The sequence below is a fragment of the Microcystis flos-aquae FACHB-1344 genome, assembly GCF_014698375.1.
Classification (GTDB): Bacteria; Cyanobacteriota; Cyanobacteriia; order Cyanobacteriales; family Microcystaceae; genus Microcystis; species Microcystis aeruginosa.
Genome location: NZ_JACJSW010000118.1, coordinates 1 through 15,955 on the forward strand (window position 1 = coordinate 1; position 15,955 = coordinate 15,955).

The window sequence follows — 15,955 nt, forward strand, 5'->3', positions numbered from 1 at the left end:
GTCTGTGTGACAAAATACAGAAGTAAGGTTTTTACTGGTAAAAGTCTGACTTTGGTTGAAAAATCTTTTAGGGAAGTTGCGGAAAAGATGAATTTTCAGATATTGGAATTTAATGGGGAGTCCGATCACATACACGCATTGATTGAATACCCGCCGAAACTATCTATTTCCGTGATGGTCAATTCTTTAAAGGGAGTCTCTAGTCGCAGGTATGGACAAGCTGGTTATCCTAAACCGTACGGGAAAGACGCTCTTTGGTCGCCCAGTTATTTTGTGTCTTCTGTAGGAGGTGCGCCACTGGAAGTTCTTAAGTGCTACATTAAAAATCAGGAAAAGCCGTCGTAAAACGACGGGGTTTTAACCCAAATTTTCGATAACTCGATCGAGGTCCAAGAATCTTCGTCCTCAATCAATTTTTTCGGTTACGGGAAGTCTGGTGGGCTGCCGGGTTATCTTGAAGGAAGTTAGCAGTAGTCTCAGGAGACAATAGATTATGACTTGGCGCGGCTCAACCGATACAAAAGATCGCATTTTTGCAGCTTTAGTATATCTTTTACCCTTATATTCCGCTTTTGCCTTCGGTATCTTTATCTTCCAGCAAATTCCTTTTTTAGGAGCGGCCTTAGCAATAGCCTTATATCCCTTAGCTTTTCTCTATAGTTCTCTGGGAAGCTTTGGCAGTTTAATTATCTTTTTCGTCCTCTTTTTCGCCGTGGTACGCAATCCCCGCATTAGTCATTTTATCCGGTTTAACACCATGCAGGCGATTTTAATCGATATTTTGGTGTATTTATTGGGATTGGTCTTAGGTTTCGTCGCTAGGGGTTTAGGGGCGAATTTAGTGGTAGAAACTCTTTTTAACGTCGTCTTTTTGGGAGCATTTGCCGCCTGTGTTTACAGCATTATACAGTCGGTTATCGGCAAATACGCCGAGATTCCCACAATTTCCGAGGCGGCCTATTCCCAAGTGGGAGGTTAGGTCAGCTTGAGTTTGTCCCCTTTTTCGGCTACAGTCTCTCCAGAATCAATGCGTTCGCTGCCAGGCCACATCTATGAGTCCATTTAAACAGACCCTACGGGAACTCAACGCTCAGAAGGGGAAAATAGCCGCTTCTGTGGGCAGAAAAACGCCTAAACGGGTTAATCGTTGGTTTAAATGGCTTTCTCCCGGTCTTTTTGTCAAACGCTGGCTTTTAATCAGTTTAACCGGCGTTTTTCTCACCTCCTTCGGTTTAGCTGTTTGGGTAAAATTAACCCCGGTTAATCGCTTTTTAGAGTTTGTTTCCCAAGCATTAGAAATGATCGCCCGTTTAGTCCCTAATTCTGTTTCCGGGCCGCTGGCGGTTCTGCTAGGTGTCTTTTTGTTATTCTGGGGTCAGAGTCGCACCGTCGAAACGATTACAGAAGCACTACAACCGGACGCATCGGAGGAATTAGTTGATCTCCTACGCACCCATCGTCGTCTCCATCGCGGCCCGAAAATCGTGGCCATCGGTGGCGGGACGGGTTTATCGACGCTTTTACGCGGTTTAAAACAGTATAGTTCTAATATCACCGCTATTGTCACCGTAGCTGATGATGGCGGTTCTTCGGGCCGATTACGTCGGGAAATGGGCATTTTACCCCCGGGGGATATTCGCAATTGTATCGCCGCTTTAGCCGATGAGGAAAAGTTATTAACGGAATTGTTTCAATATCGCTTTCATGCCGGGGATGGTTTATCGGGCCACAGTTTTGGTAATTTATTTATCAGCGCTATGACCGAGATTACCGGCGATCTGGAACAGGCGATCGATGCTAGTGCTAAAGTTTTGGCCATTCGCGGCAAAGTGCTACCTGCTACCCTTACCGATGTTAGTCTCTGGGCTAAGTTAGCCGATGGGCGCATTATTGAGGGAGAATCGAAGATAACCGAAGCTATGGGGCAAATTCGTCAGATTGGCTGCCATCCTGCCGATCCGGTCGCTTTACCGGCTGCTTTAGCGGCAATCAAGGAGGCAGATTATATTATTATCGGGCCGGGTAGTCTTTATACCAGTATTATCCCTAATTTGTTGGTTCCCGCAATTCGTCAGGCCCTAGCACAGGTGACAGTCCCCCGTGTCTATGTTTGTAATATTATGACCCAGCCGGGGGAAACGGATAATTATTCGGTGGCTGATCATATTCGGGCGATCGAAAAAGTCTGCGAGGAACGCGTCTTTGATGCAGTTTTAGCCCAAAGAACTGCACCATCGCCCCAATCTCTGCAATTATACGCCCAAGAGCATAGTCATCCTGTGTTTTTAGATCGCGAGGAGGTGGGAAAAATGGGTTATCGCATTGTTTTAGCGAATGTAATGGCAGAAGATGAAGTTACTGCCAAAGTTAGTCATGATCCCCAACGTTTAGCGCGAGTTTTATGGCGCTGGTATGCTAAAAAGTGAATAGCGAGTTGACTAAATGTTTTTATCTAGCTTTGTCAAGTTATAAAATCATATTTTTTGCTTTAATTTGCCGACATTAGCCAAATTTGCTGATTAAAGCCCTAGGAAAAAATTAGCCTAAAAACCATTTCGCCTTATTCTGTGTTATACTCAGATTTTGAAGAGAGATGATCATGCACTACTCTACTAAATCTAATCAAGAGACAGGTGCGACAGTCTATTCCCCAAGCGATGGAAGTGAATTAATTCCTGCTGAGGTTAAACTAGATATAAACGGGCAAAACTATCCATCACTTAATATACCTCTCCCAGAGGGCTATACAGTAGATGATGAAGGAATCATCAATAACTATGGTAGCGAACCCAAGATTTATCTATCAAAATCCCCATCTTTAGAACAGCAAAAATGGTATATTTTGCAAGGAGTAGGGGCGGTTTTGTTGGTTGCTTTGGTGTTATTAATCACCTTTTCCGTTAGCTAGATAAAAACCGTAGGATTGACATTTAAGTTGAGCGAGACAGGAAAACTTTAATTTACACCATAGAGTCTGCATCCCAAGTATCGGGAGCATATATTGGAACCGACTCTATCTATCTGTCCAAATAGTAAATCTGACAGCTGAACTTTTTTACTTTGTTAAACTTGACAATTTTTTTCAGTTTTTTGTGGGTTGCTTCGTGATCAACAATAGAACAACCAATAGAGATAACTTCTCAAAGGAAATTCAACAGGTATGAAATTTAATCCTTCTCTTAGTCAAGAACCTCGCTATCAGGCAATTCCTGTTATGCAGATAACTTCCAAAGAAACCCTTCTCCATTGGTTAGAACGGACAGGAAGATTAAAATTACGTCAATCTGATGCTCATCCCGATTTGCAAATCTTAGAAGAACTAGACGATATTATCGATCCAGATAATTATGCTATAGAAGAAGAAGAAGAATAAATAGTCTTAAGTAGGTGGGTGGAATTAAATATAAGATGAACGTAGGTTGGGTTGAAGCATGAAACCCAACGCCCGCTCATGTTACGCTACTGCTAACCCATCCTACAAATAATTGTGCCTCCCTACTTACTGGGAGTTAGGAGTGAAATTTCAATTATCTAATATTCAGGAGATTAAGAAAGTGGTATCAACGAAAAAAACGGCTTTAATTTACTGTGAAAATCAGTTTGGACGTGTGGACGGAAAAACGGCAGCTGGCTTGATCCGACAATCAGAAATATATACAATTGTTGGAGTGCTGGATAGTTCCTTAGCGGGAAAAGATGCGGGAGAAGCATTAGGAGATAAAAAAAATCATATTCCCATTTTTGCCAATTTACAAGCAGCCTTAGAAAAACTTAGAGATGTTCCCAATTGTTATATCTACGGCAAAGCACCCTTAGAAGCGTTTATTCCCCCCCTAGAAAGGCTGCTAATTTTAGAAGCAATGGCACAAGGAATGGAGATTATTAATGGTTTGCATCAATTCTTCTCCGAGGATTTAGAATTTAGGGAGCAAGCTAGTCAGTATGGTGTGCAAATTACAGACATTCGTAAACCACCACAATTAGCTGATCTTCATGTATTTACTGGGCAAATTTCCCAAGTAAATATACCCGTTATTGCCTTTTTAGGAACCGATTGTGCTTGCGGAAAAATGACCACTGCGGTGGCAGTTAATCAAACTCTCCAAGGCTTGGGTATTAAGTCTGTCTTAGTCGCTACTGGACAAACTAGCTTGATGCAGGGAGCAAGATATGGGGTTTCGATCGATGCTTTGGTTTCTCAATTTGTCATCGGTGAAATTGAAAATGCTGTGGTTCAAGCTTTTGAGCAAGAAAAACCCGATATTATTTTAGTGGAAGGACAAAGTTCTCTGAGTCATCCTGCTTTTATGAGTTCCGTGGGAATTTTGAAAGGAAGTAGGCCCGATGGGATTATTTTACAACATCCCCCAGCCCGAAAATTTCGCTGTGATTTTCCTCATTTAGCCATGCCAAAATTACAGGAAGAAATTTCACTAATTGAGGCAATTTCTCCCACTAAAGTTATCGCTATTGCGATTAATCACGAAAATCTCACCGCAGCAGCCACTGAGCGTATTATTGCCAAATATGAGCGAGATTTTCAGTTACCGACTACTGATGTTTTGTTACACGGATGTGAGAAATTAGTCCAAGCTTTATGCGATCGCTTTCCGAAATTAAACCGGAAAATCAAAGGGGAAATTTTAGCTGCAATTCCCGCAATTGGGAGCAAATAGGCTGATGAAAGACCTTTTACCCAGAATCGAGATTTCTCTCCCGAAAATACGCCATAATGCTCGTTTACTCTGCCAATTCTACGGTAGCAAGGGACTTTCTGTGATGGGAGTTTCCAAAGCGATTTTGGGTGATCCCTCGATCGCCTTGGCGATGATTCAAGGTGGAGTCAACTTTATCGCTGACTCTCGAATCGAAAATATTCTCAAAATGAAACAAGCAGGAATAGTGACAACTTTTGTTCTGTTGCGTACTGCCTTGAGTCAAGCAGAATCAGTGGTTAACATTGCAGATATCAGCTTAAATACCGAATTAGCAACAATTCAGGAACTTTCCTATTATGCTCAAGAAAAGCAAAAAATACACCGCATTATTATCATGACGGAGTTAGGGGATTTACGCGAAGGTGTACTGCCGAAAGATCTGGTCAAGTTCATCAAAAAGACCCTCGCTTTTCCCTTTATCAAAATTATTGGACTGGGTTGTAATTTGGCTTGTTATGGAGGGATTAAACCTGATAGCCATAATATGAGCAAATTATCTGTGTTAACAGATACAATTGAGCAGGAATTTTTAATAAAATTACCGATTATTTCAGGAGGCAATTCTGCTAACTATCAATGGTATCAAAAAAGTAGCGAAGTTGGTCGGATTAATAATCTGCGTTTAGGAGAATCAATTTTATTAGGTTGTGAAACAGTTAATCGACAAGTTATACCAGGCTTATATACCGATGCTTTTCGGTTAATTGCCGAAGTAATCGAATCCAAAGATAAACCATCTCTACCCTCTGGAGAAATTGGTCGAGATGCTTTTGGTAATGTTCCCAGCTTTATCGACCAAGGCATTCACCGTCGAGTTATTATTGCATTAGGAAGACAGGATATTCTTATCTCTGGATTACAAACAAGTCAGGAGATAAAAATATTAGGTTCTAGTAGCGATCATCTAGTTCTTGATAGTCATAACAAGAGGTTAAAAGTAGGAAGCGAAGTCAGTTTTAATCTTGATTACGGAGGACTTTTAACAGCCATGACTTCTCCTTTTATTACTAAAAGTTATGCTCTCAATGCAGTAGCACAACTGTCTTGATCGATGAATAAATATCCACAGATATATTTAGGGTTTGCTGGCTTATCACCTTGACATCAGGGCCGTAGAGATTTGTACTCAATTACTATCCTATCGCTAAATTCTGGGAAGAAATCAAAATCCCCCTCAATCCTTAACAAATTCCTAATCATCTCGTTTGGCACCATGATAAGCCGCCCCGAGGTATAATTCCCCTACTTTCGGGTTATTGAGTAAATCTTGACCCGATCCCTGAAAACGATCTTGACCACTTTCTAAAACATAACCTCGATCGGACATCATTAGGGCTTTTTTGGCATTCTGTTCCACTAAAATAATTGCAGTTCCCGTCTGATTAATCGCTTTTATCTGTTCAAAAACGCTGGTTACTAAGATAGGAGATAAAGCTGCCGAAGGTTCATCGAGAATTAATAAATCCGGTTGCAACATCAGCGCTCGTCCCATGGCTAACATCTGTCTTTCTCCTCCGGATAAAGTGCCAGCTTTCTGACGACGGCGCTCGAGCAAACGGGGAAACATGGCATAAATGCGCTCTTTTAAAGATTTTATATTTCCTTTGCTCGTAAAAGCTCCCATTTCAAGGTTTTCTTCAATGCTCAGGGATGGAAAAACATTAGCAATTTGGGGAACATAACCCATTCCGAGGGGAACGATTTGATTAGATTTCCAACCGGCGATATTTTGTCCCTTAAAAGTGATAGTTCCAGCACTGGGTTTTAATAAACCAAAAATCGTCTTAGCGAGGGTAGATTTTCCCGCACCATTGGGACCGATAACCGTGACTAATTCCCCTGGTGCAATGCGAAAGTTAACCCCTTGCAATATGTATAAATCCTGCACATAACCAGCATAAACTTGTTCAACTTCTAAAAGATAATCCATGGTAAGGTAAAAAGGAGATGGGAGAGAGTAATATGAATTATGAATTGGGAAGTGGGAAGCATTTTCAGTGAACAGTAATCAGTGAACTGAAAACTTACATCTGATAACTGATAACTGATAACTGATAACTGATAAATTAGGGAGTTTTTTGTAAATCAGGACGTTCTTGTGGCAGAATTGCACCTTCGACGGGGCATACTTGTAGACAGATACCACAGTCGATACAAGTGGCAAAATCAATCCAATACCAATCGGTTCCTTTAACATTTTTACCCGGTCCGGGATGGATGCAAGCAACAGGACAAGCGGAAACGCAATCGGCAACCCCTTCACAAGTTCCAGTGACGATCGAATGTGGCACAGTGTTTTCTCCTCTAATTCTTAACATTACTTTACCACTTTTAGGCCCTGTCGTGCCAGGATTGGAATCATTGTTAGGAAACTTTCTCTTAATTCCCTAAAATATTGGGAGTTTTTTCTTGATCTTAGCAAGAAGTAAGATAGAAGTTTTCGCTAGGGTTTTTACTATTCCCTTACGGGAGGACAAATAGTTAATTTCTTCCCGTAATTCCTGATTATTTTTCTGGAGATAATTATGATTATTTTCTAATTCTTTTAGGGATATTTCCATCTCTTTTATAGTACGATAATCTTGCTGTTGTTTCAGATACATTATCTGTTGTGCTTCCTGTAATTTTCTTAACTCTAACCAGACTTGATTCTGACTTGATTCCTTAGTTTCACTGAGCGCATACCAGAGAAAATCAGTGATTTCTTCCGCTATTGTTTGATTAACTTCAAAAAACTCGATAATATCAATCTTTTCGGGGGTAATTTTGGGGTATAACTTTCTTAAATCTTGGGCAATATCAGAGGAAAAAGCGATGATTCTAGAAGCGGACAAAATTGCATAGTGTTTTTCTAAATCTACTGGTAAATTGCCGTTTTCTTCTGGGAATTCATAAGCAAGCAAAAGTAGAGAAGGAGTGTTTAAGGGACTGGTATAAAAAGTGGAAATAAATAAATTTGCCTGTAGGCGATCGCAAATAGCTTGAATTTTTCTGGCATCCTTTCCCGTACAATTATAATCGTAGGATTCCGCAGGCCAATATTTAAATTCTTCCCATCTTGGTGCGGTGTTATTTCTATCTAAAATAACAATGTGTTGACTAAATTCTAATTGACTCCAATGCTCTAGAATTGAAGACCAAATTCTGGCTAATTTTCGTTGCTTAAGTTGAAAGATCACGCCATCAATAACAATAATTGGGCATCTTTTCCGGGAGATAGCTTGAATTGTTTGTAATTTTTCTCGCTCATCTTCCTGTAAAATTATGCCTAAATCTTCCATCTTAACTGGATTGGGTTTAATTTCTATATCCTTAATGTCTGGGTGGGGAATTTTATAGATTTTACACACTTGATAATGTTCCTGTAATGCTTGACCATTACTGCCATGTTCTAAGCCTTGGAGATTTAAATAATATAACCCTAAAATCTCAGGAATTAAAGCCATTTTTTCGCCTTGAATGCCGATTCTTAACCAAAATTCATAATCACCAGCACAGCGAAAATTTTCCTGAAAATAACCATATTTATCGTGCAGCATTTTTCGCCACATTGCTTGAGAACCCACACAACAACCTTGACGCATCTGTTGATAGGAGTAATTTGGCCAATTCCAATGTTTTAAAGCTGGGGTGGTGGCAAAAGTATCATTTTTGAAGGTGGTAATTAATTGATCGGCATAAACCAAACTAATCTCTCTATTGTTATCTAGATAATTAGCCATAATTTCCAGAGCATTAAAACAGCGACGATCATCAGTATTCCCATTGGTGATATAGGAACCCCTAGCTAGTTTAATAGCACGATTCCAAGCGCGGTAGAGGGTTTCTCGTTCTCTAGTTCTCTGGTAAATAATATTAGGATAATTTTCTTGAAACTCTTGGATAATCTCCCCTTCATTCTCCGGGGAAGCACTATCGATAATAATAAGTTCTACTTCTCCCTTTTCGTAAAGAGTTTGAGTAACTAAATCCTCTAGACAACCCCGGATAAACTCCGCGGATTTATAGGTAGAAACAATTACAGAAACTTTGATACTCTGCACTGGTATAGAGTTATTAAAACTAGGATTCATCGGCTTATCTGATCGCAATTCAAGACAGGGAAATTTTTTGATAATTTTGAAAAAGAAGATTTTAAGACTCTATATTTGATCGGGAGAATTGTCAAGATGTTATCGACTCTTATTGAAGATACCAGTTTATTTACCTTTGGCTTGTTACTTGACATAATAAAAAACTATAATGGGAAGGCTGTGGAAAATGAGCAACAATGACCGTATCTTCCTCCCTAGACTGGCTAACCCGTGGCACCAGTGACCTATTCCCCCATCAACCCGACTCCCAAGATCCTAGGGAAAATTTAACCCAACTACTGCAAACTACCGATCGCCCTTTAAGAATTAAACTAGGTATTGACCCCACCGGCAGCGATATTCACCTAGGTCATAGTATCCCTTTTCGGAAACTGCGTGCTTTCCAGGATGCCGGTCATGTAGCAGTGGTGATTATTGGTGATTTTACCGCTAGAATCGGCGATCCGACGGGAAAATCGGAAGTTAGAAAACAATTGACCATCGAAGAAGTGAGAGCCAATGCCGAGAATTATCTGGCACAATTACGCCCAATTTTAGATTTTAACACCCCTAATCGCCTAGAAATTCGCTATAACTCGGAATGGTTGGGGAAATTAGACCTATCGCAAATTCTCGAACTCCTCTCCACCATGACCGTGGGGCAAATGTTGGCAAAAGAAGGCTTTTCCGAACGCTACGACCAGGAAACCCCGATTTTTCTCCATGAATTTCTCTATCCCTTAATGCAGGGTTATGATTCCGTAGCTGTCGAGGCCGATGTCGAATTGGGAGGAACCGATCAAAAATTTAATATTGCCGTCGGTCGTGATTTGCAGAAATATTTCGGTAAAAAACGGCAATTCGGGCTACTTTTACCGATTTTAATCGGAACCGATGGCAGTCAAAAAATGTCCAAATCCCTGAATAATTATGTGGGATTGCGGGAATCGGCCCTGTCCATGTACTCGAAACTGGAAAAAACCCCCGACGCTTTGTTAAAAGATTATTACGAACTATTGACAAATTTGCCCTTAGATGCTATGGCGAGCAATCCGCGAGAGGCACAAAAACAACTGGCGATCGAGGTAGTTGCCCAGTTTCACGGGAAAGAGGAAGCATTAAAGGCACAAAAAACAGCGCAGGAGATAGTTCTACAGGGAAATACAGCAGCAGCAGCTTCTGTACCCGAATTTTCCCTAGCAGCGGTCACTTTTCCCCTGAAATTATTCTATCTTCTCTCGGCCACCGGCTTATGTAAAAGTAGCGGCGAAGGGAGAAGACAGATTCAGGGGGGTGCAGTCAGAATCGATAGTGAGAAAATCACCGATGTGGACAAAAGTTTTGAGACAGCCGAAGCTTTAACGGGAAAAGTCCTACAGGTGGGCAAAAATAAATTTATTCGCTTTGTAGCTTAAATAAGCGAAAAAGTCCCTATTCGGCGGCTTTTTCCACGATTTCTAATTCAAAATCTCGAAAATGGGCTTTAAACTTTTTACTGAACTCGACGAGGACGGGTAGGTTGGCGCTAACCGGCCTACCACGCCATTCGGTGACAATCCCTTTCACCTCTCCCTCTAGTCCTTTCACGTCAAAAGGATCCGATTTGTGTTCAGGATGGTGATAAACTACCACAGACTCAATTACACGAACTCGATCGCCAACTTTCATAAACTCTCTAGCGAAGACAAACGCCTATTGTATCTTTGAAGACAATCTTATCATTGTACGCCGTATCAGGGAACGGGGAACTGAAAACTCTTAAGATTGAAACCTAGAGCTTGAGCTTTGACGATACTTTTGTTCGTAAGCAGCAATACTGGGAGCAACCTAAGCGTCACCTGTTGTGCAAGGCTGACGGCTAAAAAACTGATAACTGCTCACTGATTTGATAGCATGGGGGAAAACCTATAGAGGGTTAAGCGGTATGAGTGACTATAAAGATTCTTCTTCCATGCGCTATTTCCTGGCGGGATTAAAACCCTTTGCCCAACCTTTATTTTGGCTACCGTTAGGAATATTTTCCTTGGCTCTAATTGGTTTGTGGGTATATCAACAGAATCCTGAATGGTTGGGTTCGGTATTAGATACCCCAGGAATGTCCTTGGAGGAGCGGGAAATCAGGGCTAACCAGATTACCGATACTCCTCTCCCCACTGCTGTACCATTGCCGGCCATTCCTGCCCATAATAATACCGCTCGCCTGAACAAACCGGCCTCGACCCAGCCTTTTAATCCTTTAAATACTAATCCCGATAACAACCAGAAACCCTCTTTGTTCACCCCGTTAATGCCGCAGCCTAAGCAAAATCAGGCTCCGAAGGCTAGTAAAAGTCTGCAACCGATTCAAGTGCGACCGATTAGTGGCGACACTAGCAATTATCCTTTACAAAGGGAAATCGAAAATCGCTCGCGGACTAATAACTTGAATAATTTTCCTAATCCCAACCCCGGGGGCAGCCCGAATCAAGTCAACCCCCAGGGAAATTATTCCCCTGAGCAACAAAATGTTCAGGCCCTACCCTCCCGGAATAATGCCAACCCTAACCCGGTCCCGGGCCCTAGCAACCAATCCAACTATTATCAACCCCCCGTATATCAGGCCCCCGTCTACGGCAGTCAACCTGACGTCACTGGTTATCCCAATCAGGGAATGCCGTCCAACAATAATGGCACCCCCAATCAAGTCCCACCTGAAAGTATTAACCGAGGTTTCTCCATCCAACAACCCATTAATGCCCAGCCTTCTGGTTACTAGAGGAACTTAGATTTGAGCTTGCAGGAAGTCTAATAAAATCGGATTAACTATTTCTGGGGCCTCGTCCTGGGGACAGTGGCCTAAACCGGCTAAGGGGATAAACTGTTTTACGGTCGGGAATCGTGCTAATTCTTGGCCCAAGGCCAAGGGTTCCCAGGGATCTTCGCTACCCCAAAGCAGAATAGCCCGACAGGGGAGAATCGGCAGTAGGTCTTCCGGCAGTGGGCCGCCAGAATAACCGGTAAAAGCGAGGAAAACCTCGATCGCTCCCTGATCTCGGGCGGGTTTTAGGATTATTTCTACTAATTCCTCCGTTACCGCTTCCGAGCGCCGATAAGCTTGCAGGAGAATTTTACGCACTGTCTGGGGTTTAGCGATCTGTTGGAAGAAAAAAGCCCCAATTGCTTTATTTTTGAGAATTATTTGGGCAATATCCGCACCTAAACGACGATACCAGGGTAATTTACCCCGTTTTCTTTCGTGCAGTAGTCTGAGGGAACAATTAATCGCCGCCACCCCAAGGACAAAATCGGGATGATCGACGGCAGCCTGCATAATGGCGACGCAACCGATGGAATTACCCGCCAAAAAAGCAGGACCCCCCACCACTTCCCGACAAAAATCGGCAATTTGCGCCCCCCAAGTCTCGAAAGTGTAATCGATCTCGTTTTTCGGTTCGGGTTTGTCGGAACCGCCAAAACCAATTAAATCTAGGGCAAAACAGCGACATTTTTCGCCTAAAACGGGGATATTTTTCCGCCAATGTCCCCAAGATGCCCCAAATCCATGCACAAGCACGATCGCCGGTCCCGTCTCCCCCGCACTCTGATAGGTGATTTTGAATCCCCGCCAATGCCAGATTTTTGGTTGTGTCTCTAATCCTAGAATTTGCTGCATATTTTTGTTTATCTGTAAAGTATTCGTTGCTTTTCTTAATATATACTGTCAGGAAAGAAGCATTAAGCGAATATTTTGAAGCATTTTTAGAAAACGGGTTTCTTTGAGAAACCCGTTTTCTGGCAATATTAATTTCTGTTACAGGGGTCTTGAAAAATTGGCGATTGTTTGCATAGAATAGCCGCAGTCATCCTTTGCTGCCAACACCATGACTTCTACCCTTTTGTCGATTTTTGCTGCTGTTGACGATGTTTTGTTCAATTTCGCTCAATCTGATGGCTTGAGTCAAGCTAATCAGGTGAATAGTGTGAGAAATCAGCGTTTAACCGCTACCGTAGTCTTCCTCGATGCTGGTGTTACCGATTATCAAAGTCTCCAAGCTGGGGTAATTCCAGAAGTCGCCACCGTTATTCTCACTCCCAATCAAGACGGAATCGAACCAATATCCGCTTTTTTACCACAAAATCCCCAGATTACCACCACCACCTCTATTATTAAATCGGTGCGTTACGCTATCGCGCTTCATAGCCTACGAGTAAGCAAACAACTCAAATGAACCCAACAACCGCCAATTATGATGAACCCTGGAAAGAAGCATTAAGCGAGTATTTTGAAGCGTTTTTATGCTTCTTTTTTCCTGAAGTTCACCAACTAATTGATTGGACAAAAATTCCCGAATCCCTAGAAAAAGAACTCAAACGGATTACCGCTTCAGCTAAGACAAAAAAACGTTTTGCTGACAAACTCTATAAAGTTTGGTTACTCAGGGGTGAAGAAGTCTGGATTTTGATTCATATTGAAATTCAAAGTCAATACGAAGAAAATTTCCCTCAGAGGATGTATATTTATAACTATCGGGCCTTTGATTTGTATCAGAAACCAGTTATCAGTCTCGCTATATTAGGAGATGAACGAGTAAATTGGCGACCAGATTCCTATAATTATACCATTGCTGGCTGTGAAGTGAGTCTGAAATTCCCAACGGTTAAATTACTGGACTATGAGGAAAGCTGGTCAGAACTAGAAGCAAGTAGTAATCCTTTTGCTATAATAGTCATGGCACACCTGAAAACGAAAGCGACTACTGGGAAGCTGCCACAACGGGAACAGTGGAAGTGGAGGTTAATCAGGGGATTGTATGAAAAGGAGTTCGAGAGAGAACAGATAATTAAACTGTTTGAAATCATCGACAATATGATGACTTTATCCCCTGAATTGCAGTCAAGTTTAGAAAGTAAAATCAAACAATTTGAGGAGGAAAGAACCATGCCTTTAATGAGTAATATGGAGTTACGAGGGATAGAACGCGGTAAGGAAATTGGCAAAGAAATAGGTAAGGAAATTGGTAAGGAAATAGGCAAGGAAATTGGAGCGTTAGAAAATGCTCGTGATTTTGTGAAAAAAGTTTTGGAAAACCGACTAGGCGAGATCCCTGGAGATATTGGACAATGTCTCAATGATGCTTCAGTTATTTCGGTTTTAGAAGAGATGTTAAAAGCCGCACTTATAGTAAATTCTTTTGAGGAGTGTAGGAAGTCTTTTAGTATCATCATAAATAAGTAGGGTGGGTAATACCTACCTTACTTAGTAAACTGTTTGAAATCATCGACAATATGATGACTTTATCCCCTGAATTACAGTCAAGTTTAGAGAGTAAAATTAAACAATTTGAGGAGGAAAGAACCATGCCTTTAATGAGTAATATGGAGTTACGAGGAATCGAACGCGGTAAGGAAATTGGTAAGGAAATTGGGGAGTTACGAGGGATAGAACGCGGTAAGGAAATCGGTAAGGAAATTGGTAAGGAAATTGGATCATTACAAAAAAGCCGCGATGACATAAAAACAGTTTTAACTGTGCGTTTTGGAGAGATTTCTTCAGAAATTGAAGAGATAATCGGCAAAATGACTAACCCTACTATCTTAGAAGAGCTACTAAAATTAGCAGCTACCGCTAATTCTCTCGCAGAATTTAAGCAGTCTTTGGCAAAAATCAATATCTAGAAAACGGGTTTCTTCGAGATTCTCAACTGAGAAAACGGGTTTCTTCGAGAAACCCGTTTTCTGGACTTATTAACGAATAAAATTAATCTGACAAACATTAAGAGGAATAATCGGTTCAAATTCTTTTCGGTCAGAAGTAAGTAAAATTCCTTTTTCTTGATTGGCTAAAGTTAAAGCAAAACAATCAGCTAAAGAAATGCGCTTAATTAGTGCCTTATATTGGCTTACTTGTCGCCAAAACTTGCTACTTAAATCAAAGCGAGTTTTTATGTTAATATCACTTAATTCTTGAATTAGTTTTTCTGTTTCTGATTCTCCTATATCGCGATAAAAATTATAGTAAACTTCGCAAAGATTAACAACATGAATCATTTTGTTATTATTTTGATTAGTGATGGTTTCTCTGACAAGATCCGCTCCTGTTTCATTACGAACAAAAGCAATTACAGCACAAGCATCTAAAATGATATTCATCTATTACGCTCCTCCCAATCAATTTCTGCTTGTTTTTGTTGGGCAAAATCTTCACTACTGGTGGGTGCATGAGCATATTTACCTTGTAATGATTTAATTAACTGTTGTCTTTCTTCTTCTGATTTAGGTTTAATTTGAGGCAAAAAATTTTGCTCGATTAACTCTCTAATTTGTAATAATTGTTCGCCAGAAAGATTAGCTAATGATTCAATTATTTGTTGACGTATTGCTGTAGCATTCATGATTATTACTGACAATTAAGTATAAAAAGTTACTATGGTTACAATCTATCACAAAAAATGCTAATTGGCCAGCAAACCTCTAAAATTAAGCAAATAACTGCCTCGCTTTGACGTTAGCGATCGCATCTTCGCAATAACTGAGAAAACGGGTTTCTTTGAGAAACCCGTTTTCTTGTATAAATGTTAATTTTTGTTATAGCACCCTTGAAAGATTGGCGATTGTTTGCACAAAATAGTCGCATTCATCCCTTGAGGTTAACGTCATGACTTCTACCCTTTTGTCGATTTTTGCTGCTGTTGACGATGTTTTGTTCAATTTCGCTCAATCTGATGGCTTGAGTCAAGCTAATCGGGTGGATAGTGCGAGAAATCAGCGTTTAACCGCTACCGTAGTTTTCCTCGATGCTGGTGTTAGCGATTATCAAAGTCTCCAAGCTGGGGTAATTCCAGGAATCGCCACCGTTATTCTCACTCCCAATCAAGACGGAATCGAACAAATATCCGCTTTTTTACCACAAAATCCCCAGATTACCACCACCACCTCTATTATTAAATCGGTGCGTTACGCTATCGCGCTTCATAGCCTACGAGTAAGCAAACAACTCAAATGAACCCAACAACCGCCAATTATGATGAACCCTGGAAAGAAGCATTAAGCGAGTATTTTGAAGCGTTTTTATGCTTCTTTTTTCCCGAAGTTCACCAACTAATTGATTGGACAAAAATTCCCGAATCCCTAGAAAAAGAACTGAAACGGATTACCGCTTCAGCAAAGACAAAAAAACGTTTCGCT

The 15,955-nt window shown here is 41.1% G+C and carries 20 protein-coding genes and 1 pseudogene; 14 read left to right on the top strand and 7 right to left on the bottom strand.

Translation table 11 applies throughout. The features are described from left to right. The 7 genes from tnpA to H6G48_RS09870 all read left to right on the top strand — a co-directional run. Positions 1–345: IS200/IS605 family transposase (gene tnpA, locus H6G48_RS09840; RefSeq protein ID WP_190721386.1), on the top strand; the 345-nt coding region annotated here is incomplete at its 5' end. Between the two features lie 148 nt (positions 346–493). Continuing rightward, positions 494–979 carry a Tic20 family protein gene (locus H6G48_RS09845; RefSeq protein WP_190721388.1) on the top strand — a complete coding sequence of 162 codons (486 nt, stop codon included), beginning with the start codon at positions 494–496 and terminating at the stop codon, positions 977–979. A gap of 73 nt (positions 980–1,052) precedes the next feature. Beyond that, on the top strand, positions 1,053–2,426 hold the full coding sequence (locus H6G48_RS09850) for a gluconeogenesis factor YvcK family protein (RefSeq protein WP_190721390.1): 1,374 nt from the start codon (positions 1,053–1,055) through the stop codon (positions 2,424–2,426). A 173-nt stretch (positions 2,427–2,599) separates the two neighbouring features. Then, the gene (gene psb34 / locus H6G48_RS09855) at positions 2,600–2,908 is read left to right on the top strand and encodes a photosystem II assembly protein Psb34 (protein WP_002762917.1); all 309 of its coding nucleotides are present in this window, start codon (positions 2,600–2,602) and stop codon (positions 2,906–2,908) included. A 252-nt stretch (positions 2,909–3,160) separates the two neighbouring features. Beyond that, a complete protein-coding gene (locus H6G48_RS09860) occupies positions 3,161–3,373 on the top strand; it encodes a DUF3134 family protein (RefSeq protein ID WP_002762915.1) in 213 nt (70 codons plus the stop codon). Positions 3,374–3,515: 142 nt separating this feature from the next. Beyond that, the gene (locus tag H6G48_RS09865; protein WP_190721392.1) at positions 3,516–4,676 is read left to right on the top strand and encodes a DUF1611 domain-containing protein; all 1,161 of its coding nucleotides are present in this window, start codon (positions 3,516–3,518) and stop codon (positions 4,674–4,676) included. A 4-nt stretch (positions 4,677–4,680) separates the two neighbouring features. Beyond that, positions 4,681–5,766, top strand: coding sequence for an alanine/ornithine racemase family PLP-dependent enzyme (locus H6G48_RS09870; RefSeq protein ID WP_002762913.1), 1,086 nt, complete (start codon positions 4,681–4,683; stop codon positions 5,764–5,766). Between the two features lie 144 nt (positions 5,767–5,910). Here H6G48_RS09870 and H6G48_RS09875 read toward each other — a convergent pair whose 3' ends face one another. The 3 genes from H6G48_RS09875 to H6G48_RS09885 form a co-directional block, all read right to left on the bottom strand. After that, a complete protein-coding gene (locus H6G48_RS09875) occupies positions 5,911–6,648 on the bottom strand; it encodes an ABC transporter ATP-binding protein (RefSeq protein WP_149985627.1) in 738 nt (245 codons plus the stop codon). A gap of 136 nt (positions 6,649–6,784) precedes the next feature. Further along, a complete protein-coding gene (locus H6G48_RS09880; RefSeq protein ID WP_041804484.1) occupies positions 6,785–7,009 on the bottom strand; it encodes an indolepyruvate ferredoxin oxidoreductase subunit alpha in 225 nt (74 codons plus the stop codon). Between the two features lie 96 nt (positions 7,010–7,105). Then, positions 7,106–8,791, bottom strand: a complete 1,686-nt coding sequence (locus H6G48_RS09885; protein ID WP_190721395.1) for a glycosyltransferase — start codon at positions 8,789–8,791, stop codon at positions 7,106–7,108. A 197-nt stretch (positions 8,792–8,988) separates the two neighbouring features. Here H6G48_RS09885 and tyrS point away from each other — a divergent pair, with 197 nt between their 5' ends. After that, a complete protein-coding gene (gene tyrS / locus H6G48_RS09890; protein ID WP_190721397.1) occupies positions 8,989–10,206 on the top strand; it encodes a tyrosine--tRNA ligase in 1,218 nt (405 codons plus the stop codon). Between the two features lie 16 nt (positions 10,207–10,222). On the opposite strand, the gene H6G48_RS09895 is transcribed toward tyrS, so the two are convergent. Beyond that, positions 10,223–10,459 (bottom strand): ferredoxin-thioredoxin reductase variable chain, encoded by a 237-nt coding sequence (locus H6G48_RS09895; protein ID WP_052278213.1) that lies wholly within the window; start codon positions 10,457–10,459, stop codon positions 10,223–10,225. Between the two features lie 256 nt (positions 10,460–10,715). On the opposite strand from H6G48_RS09895, the gene H6G48_RS09900 reads away from it, so the two are divergent. Further along, a complete protein-coding gene (locus H6G48_RS09900) occupies positions 10,716–11,546 on the top strand; it encodes a hypothetical protein (protein WP_190721399.1) in 831 nt (276 codons plus the stop codon). A gap of 6 nt (positions 11,547–11,552) precedes the next feature. Here the strand turns inward: H6G48_RS09900 and H6G48_RS09905 are convergent, their stop codons facing one another. Beyond that, positions 11,553–12,443: an alpha/beta fold hydrolase gene (locus tag H6G48_RS09905; protein ID WP_190721401.1), complete on the bottom strand. Its 891-nt coding sequence runs from the start codon at positions 12,441–12,443 to the stop codon at positions 11,553–11,555. A 208-nt stretch (positions 12,444–12,651) separates the two neighbouring features. On the opposite strand from H6G48_RS09905, the gene H6G48_RS09910 reads away from it, so the two are divergent. Genes H6G48_RS09910 through H6G48_RS09920 form a run of 3 tightly spaced genes read left to right on the top strand, consistent with a single transcriptional unit; the run spans position 12,652 to position 14,446 of the window. Further along, complete coding sequence (locus H6G48_RS09910) at positions 12,652–12,999, top strand: DUF4347 domain-containing protein (RefSeq protein WP_190721403.1); 348 nt, start codon at positions 12,652–12,654, stop codon at positions 12,997–12,999. Next, entirely contained in the window at positions 12,996–14,006 is a 1,011-nt protein-coding gene (locus H6G48_RS09915; RefSeq protein WP_190721405.1) for an RpnC/YadD family protein, read from the top strand. Before H6G48_RS09910 ends, H6G48_RS09915 begins: the two co-directional genes overlap by 4 nt. A 50-nt stretch (positions 14,007–14,056) precedes the next feature. Continuing rightward, a complete protein-coding gene (locus H6G48_RS09920; protein WP_190721407.1) occupies positions 14,057–14,446 on the top strand; it encodes a hypothetical protein in 390 nt (129 codons plus the stop codon). 69 nt (positions 14,447–14,515) lie between these two features. Here the strand turns inward: H6G48_RS09920 and H6G48_RS09925 are convergent, their stop codons facing one another. Beyond that, positions 14,516–14,920 (bottom strand): type II toxin-antitoxin system VapC family toxin, encoded by a 405-nt coding sequence (locus H6G48_RS09925; protein WP_147074073.1) that lies wholly within the window; start codon positions 14,918–14,920, stop codon positions 14,516–14,518. Then, positions 14,917–15,162: a hypothetical protein gene (locus H6G48_RS09930; RefSeq protein WP_002747004.1), complete on the bottom strand. Its 246-nt coding sequence runs from the start codon at positions 15,160–15,162 to the stop codon at positions 14,917–14,919. Before H6G48_RS09930 ends, H6G48_RS09925 begins: the two co-directional genes overlap by 4 nt. A gap of 263 nt (positions 15,163–15,425) precedes the next feature. Here H6G48_RS09930 and H6G48_RS09935 point away from each other — a divergent pair, with 263 nt between their 5' ends. Together H6G48_RS09935 and H6G48_RS09940 are read left to right on the top strand one after the other, a co-directional pair. Beyond that, positions 15,426–15,773 (top strand): DUF4347 domain-containing protein, encoded by a 348-nt coding sequence (locus tag H6G48_RS09935; RefSeq protein ID WP_190721409.1) that lies wholly within the window; start codon positions 15,426–15,428, stop codon positions 15,771–15,773. After that, positions 15,770–15,955, top strand: a pseudogene (locus tag H6G48_RS09940) (hypothetical protein); the annotation flags it as partial. The gene H6G48_RS09935 and the pseudogene H6G48_RS09940, both read left to right, overlap by 4 nt.

Bases quoted from the DNA above. Each gene is read 5' to 3' on its own strand.
- H6G48_RS09925 (WP_147074073.1), bottom strand. From the start codon at position 14,920: ATGAATATCATTTTAGATGCTTGTGCTGTAATTGCTTTTGTTCGTAAT.
- H6G48_RS09860 (WP_002762915.1), top strand. From the start codon at position 3,161: ATGAAATTTAATCCTTCTCTTAGTCAAGAACCTCGCTATCAGGCAATT.
- H6G48_RS09885 (WP_190721395.1), bottom strand. From the start codon at position 8,791: ATGAATCCTAGTTTTAATAACTCTATACCAGTGCAGAGTATCAAAGTT.
- H6G48_RS09930 (WP_002747004.1), bottom strand. From the start codon at position 15,162: ATGAATGCTACAGCAATACGTCAACAAATAATTGAATCATTAGCTAAT.
- H6G48_RS09895 (WP_052278213.1), bottom strand. From the start codon at position 10,459: ATGAAAGTTGGCGATCGAGTTCGTGTAATTGAGTCTGTGGTAGTTTAT.
- H6G48_RS09935 (WP_190721409.1), top strand. From the start codon at position 15,426: ATGACTTCTACCCTTTTGTCGATTTTTGCTGCTGTTGACGATGTTTTG.
- H6G48_RS09850 (WP_190721390.1), top strand. From the start codon at position 1,053: ATGAGTCCATTTAAACAGACCCTACGGGAACTCAACGCTCAGAAGGGG.
- H6G48_RS09910 (WP_190721403.1), top strand. From the start codon at position 12,652: ATGACTTCTACCCTTTTGTCGATTTTTGCTGCTGTTGACGATGTTTTG.
- H6G48_RS09870 (WP_002762913.1), top strand. From the start codon at position 4,681: ATGAAAGACCTTTTACCCAGAATCGAGATTTCTCTCCCGAAAATACGC.
- H6G48_RS09920 (WP_190721407.1), top strand. From the start codon at position 14,057: ATGATGACTTTATCCCCTGAATTACAGTCAAGTTTAGAGAGTAAAATT.
- tyrS (WP_190721397.1), top strand. From the start codon at position 8,989: ATGACCGTATCTTCCTCCCTAGACTGGCTAACCCGTGGCACCAGTGAC.
- H6G48_RS09915 (WP_190721405.1), top strand. From the start codon at position 12,996: ATGAACCCAACAACCGCCAATTATGATGAACCCTGGAAAGAAGCATTA.
- psb34 (WP_002762917.1), top strand. From the start codon at position 2,600: ATGCACTACTCTACTAAATCTAATCAAGAGACAGGTGCGACAGTCTAT.
- H6G48_RS09905 (WP_190721401.1), bottom strand. From the start codon at position 12,443: ATGCAGCAAATTCTAGGATTAGAGACACAACCAAAAATCTGGCATTGG.
- H6G48_RS09875 (WP_149985627.1), bottom strand. From the start codon at position 6,648: ATGGATTATCTTTTAGAAGTTGAACAAGTTTATGCTGGTTATGTGCAG.
- H6G48_RS09845 (WP_190721388.1), top strand. From the start codon at position 494: ATGACTTGGCGCGGCTCAACCGATACAAAAGATCGCATTTTTGCAGCT.
- H6G48_RS09900 (WP_190721399.1), top strand. From the start codon at position 10,716: ATGAGTGACTATAAAGATTCTTCTTCCATGCGCTATTTCCTGGCGGGA.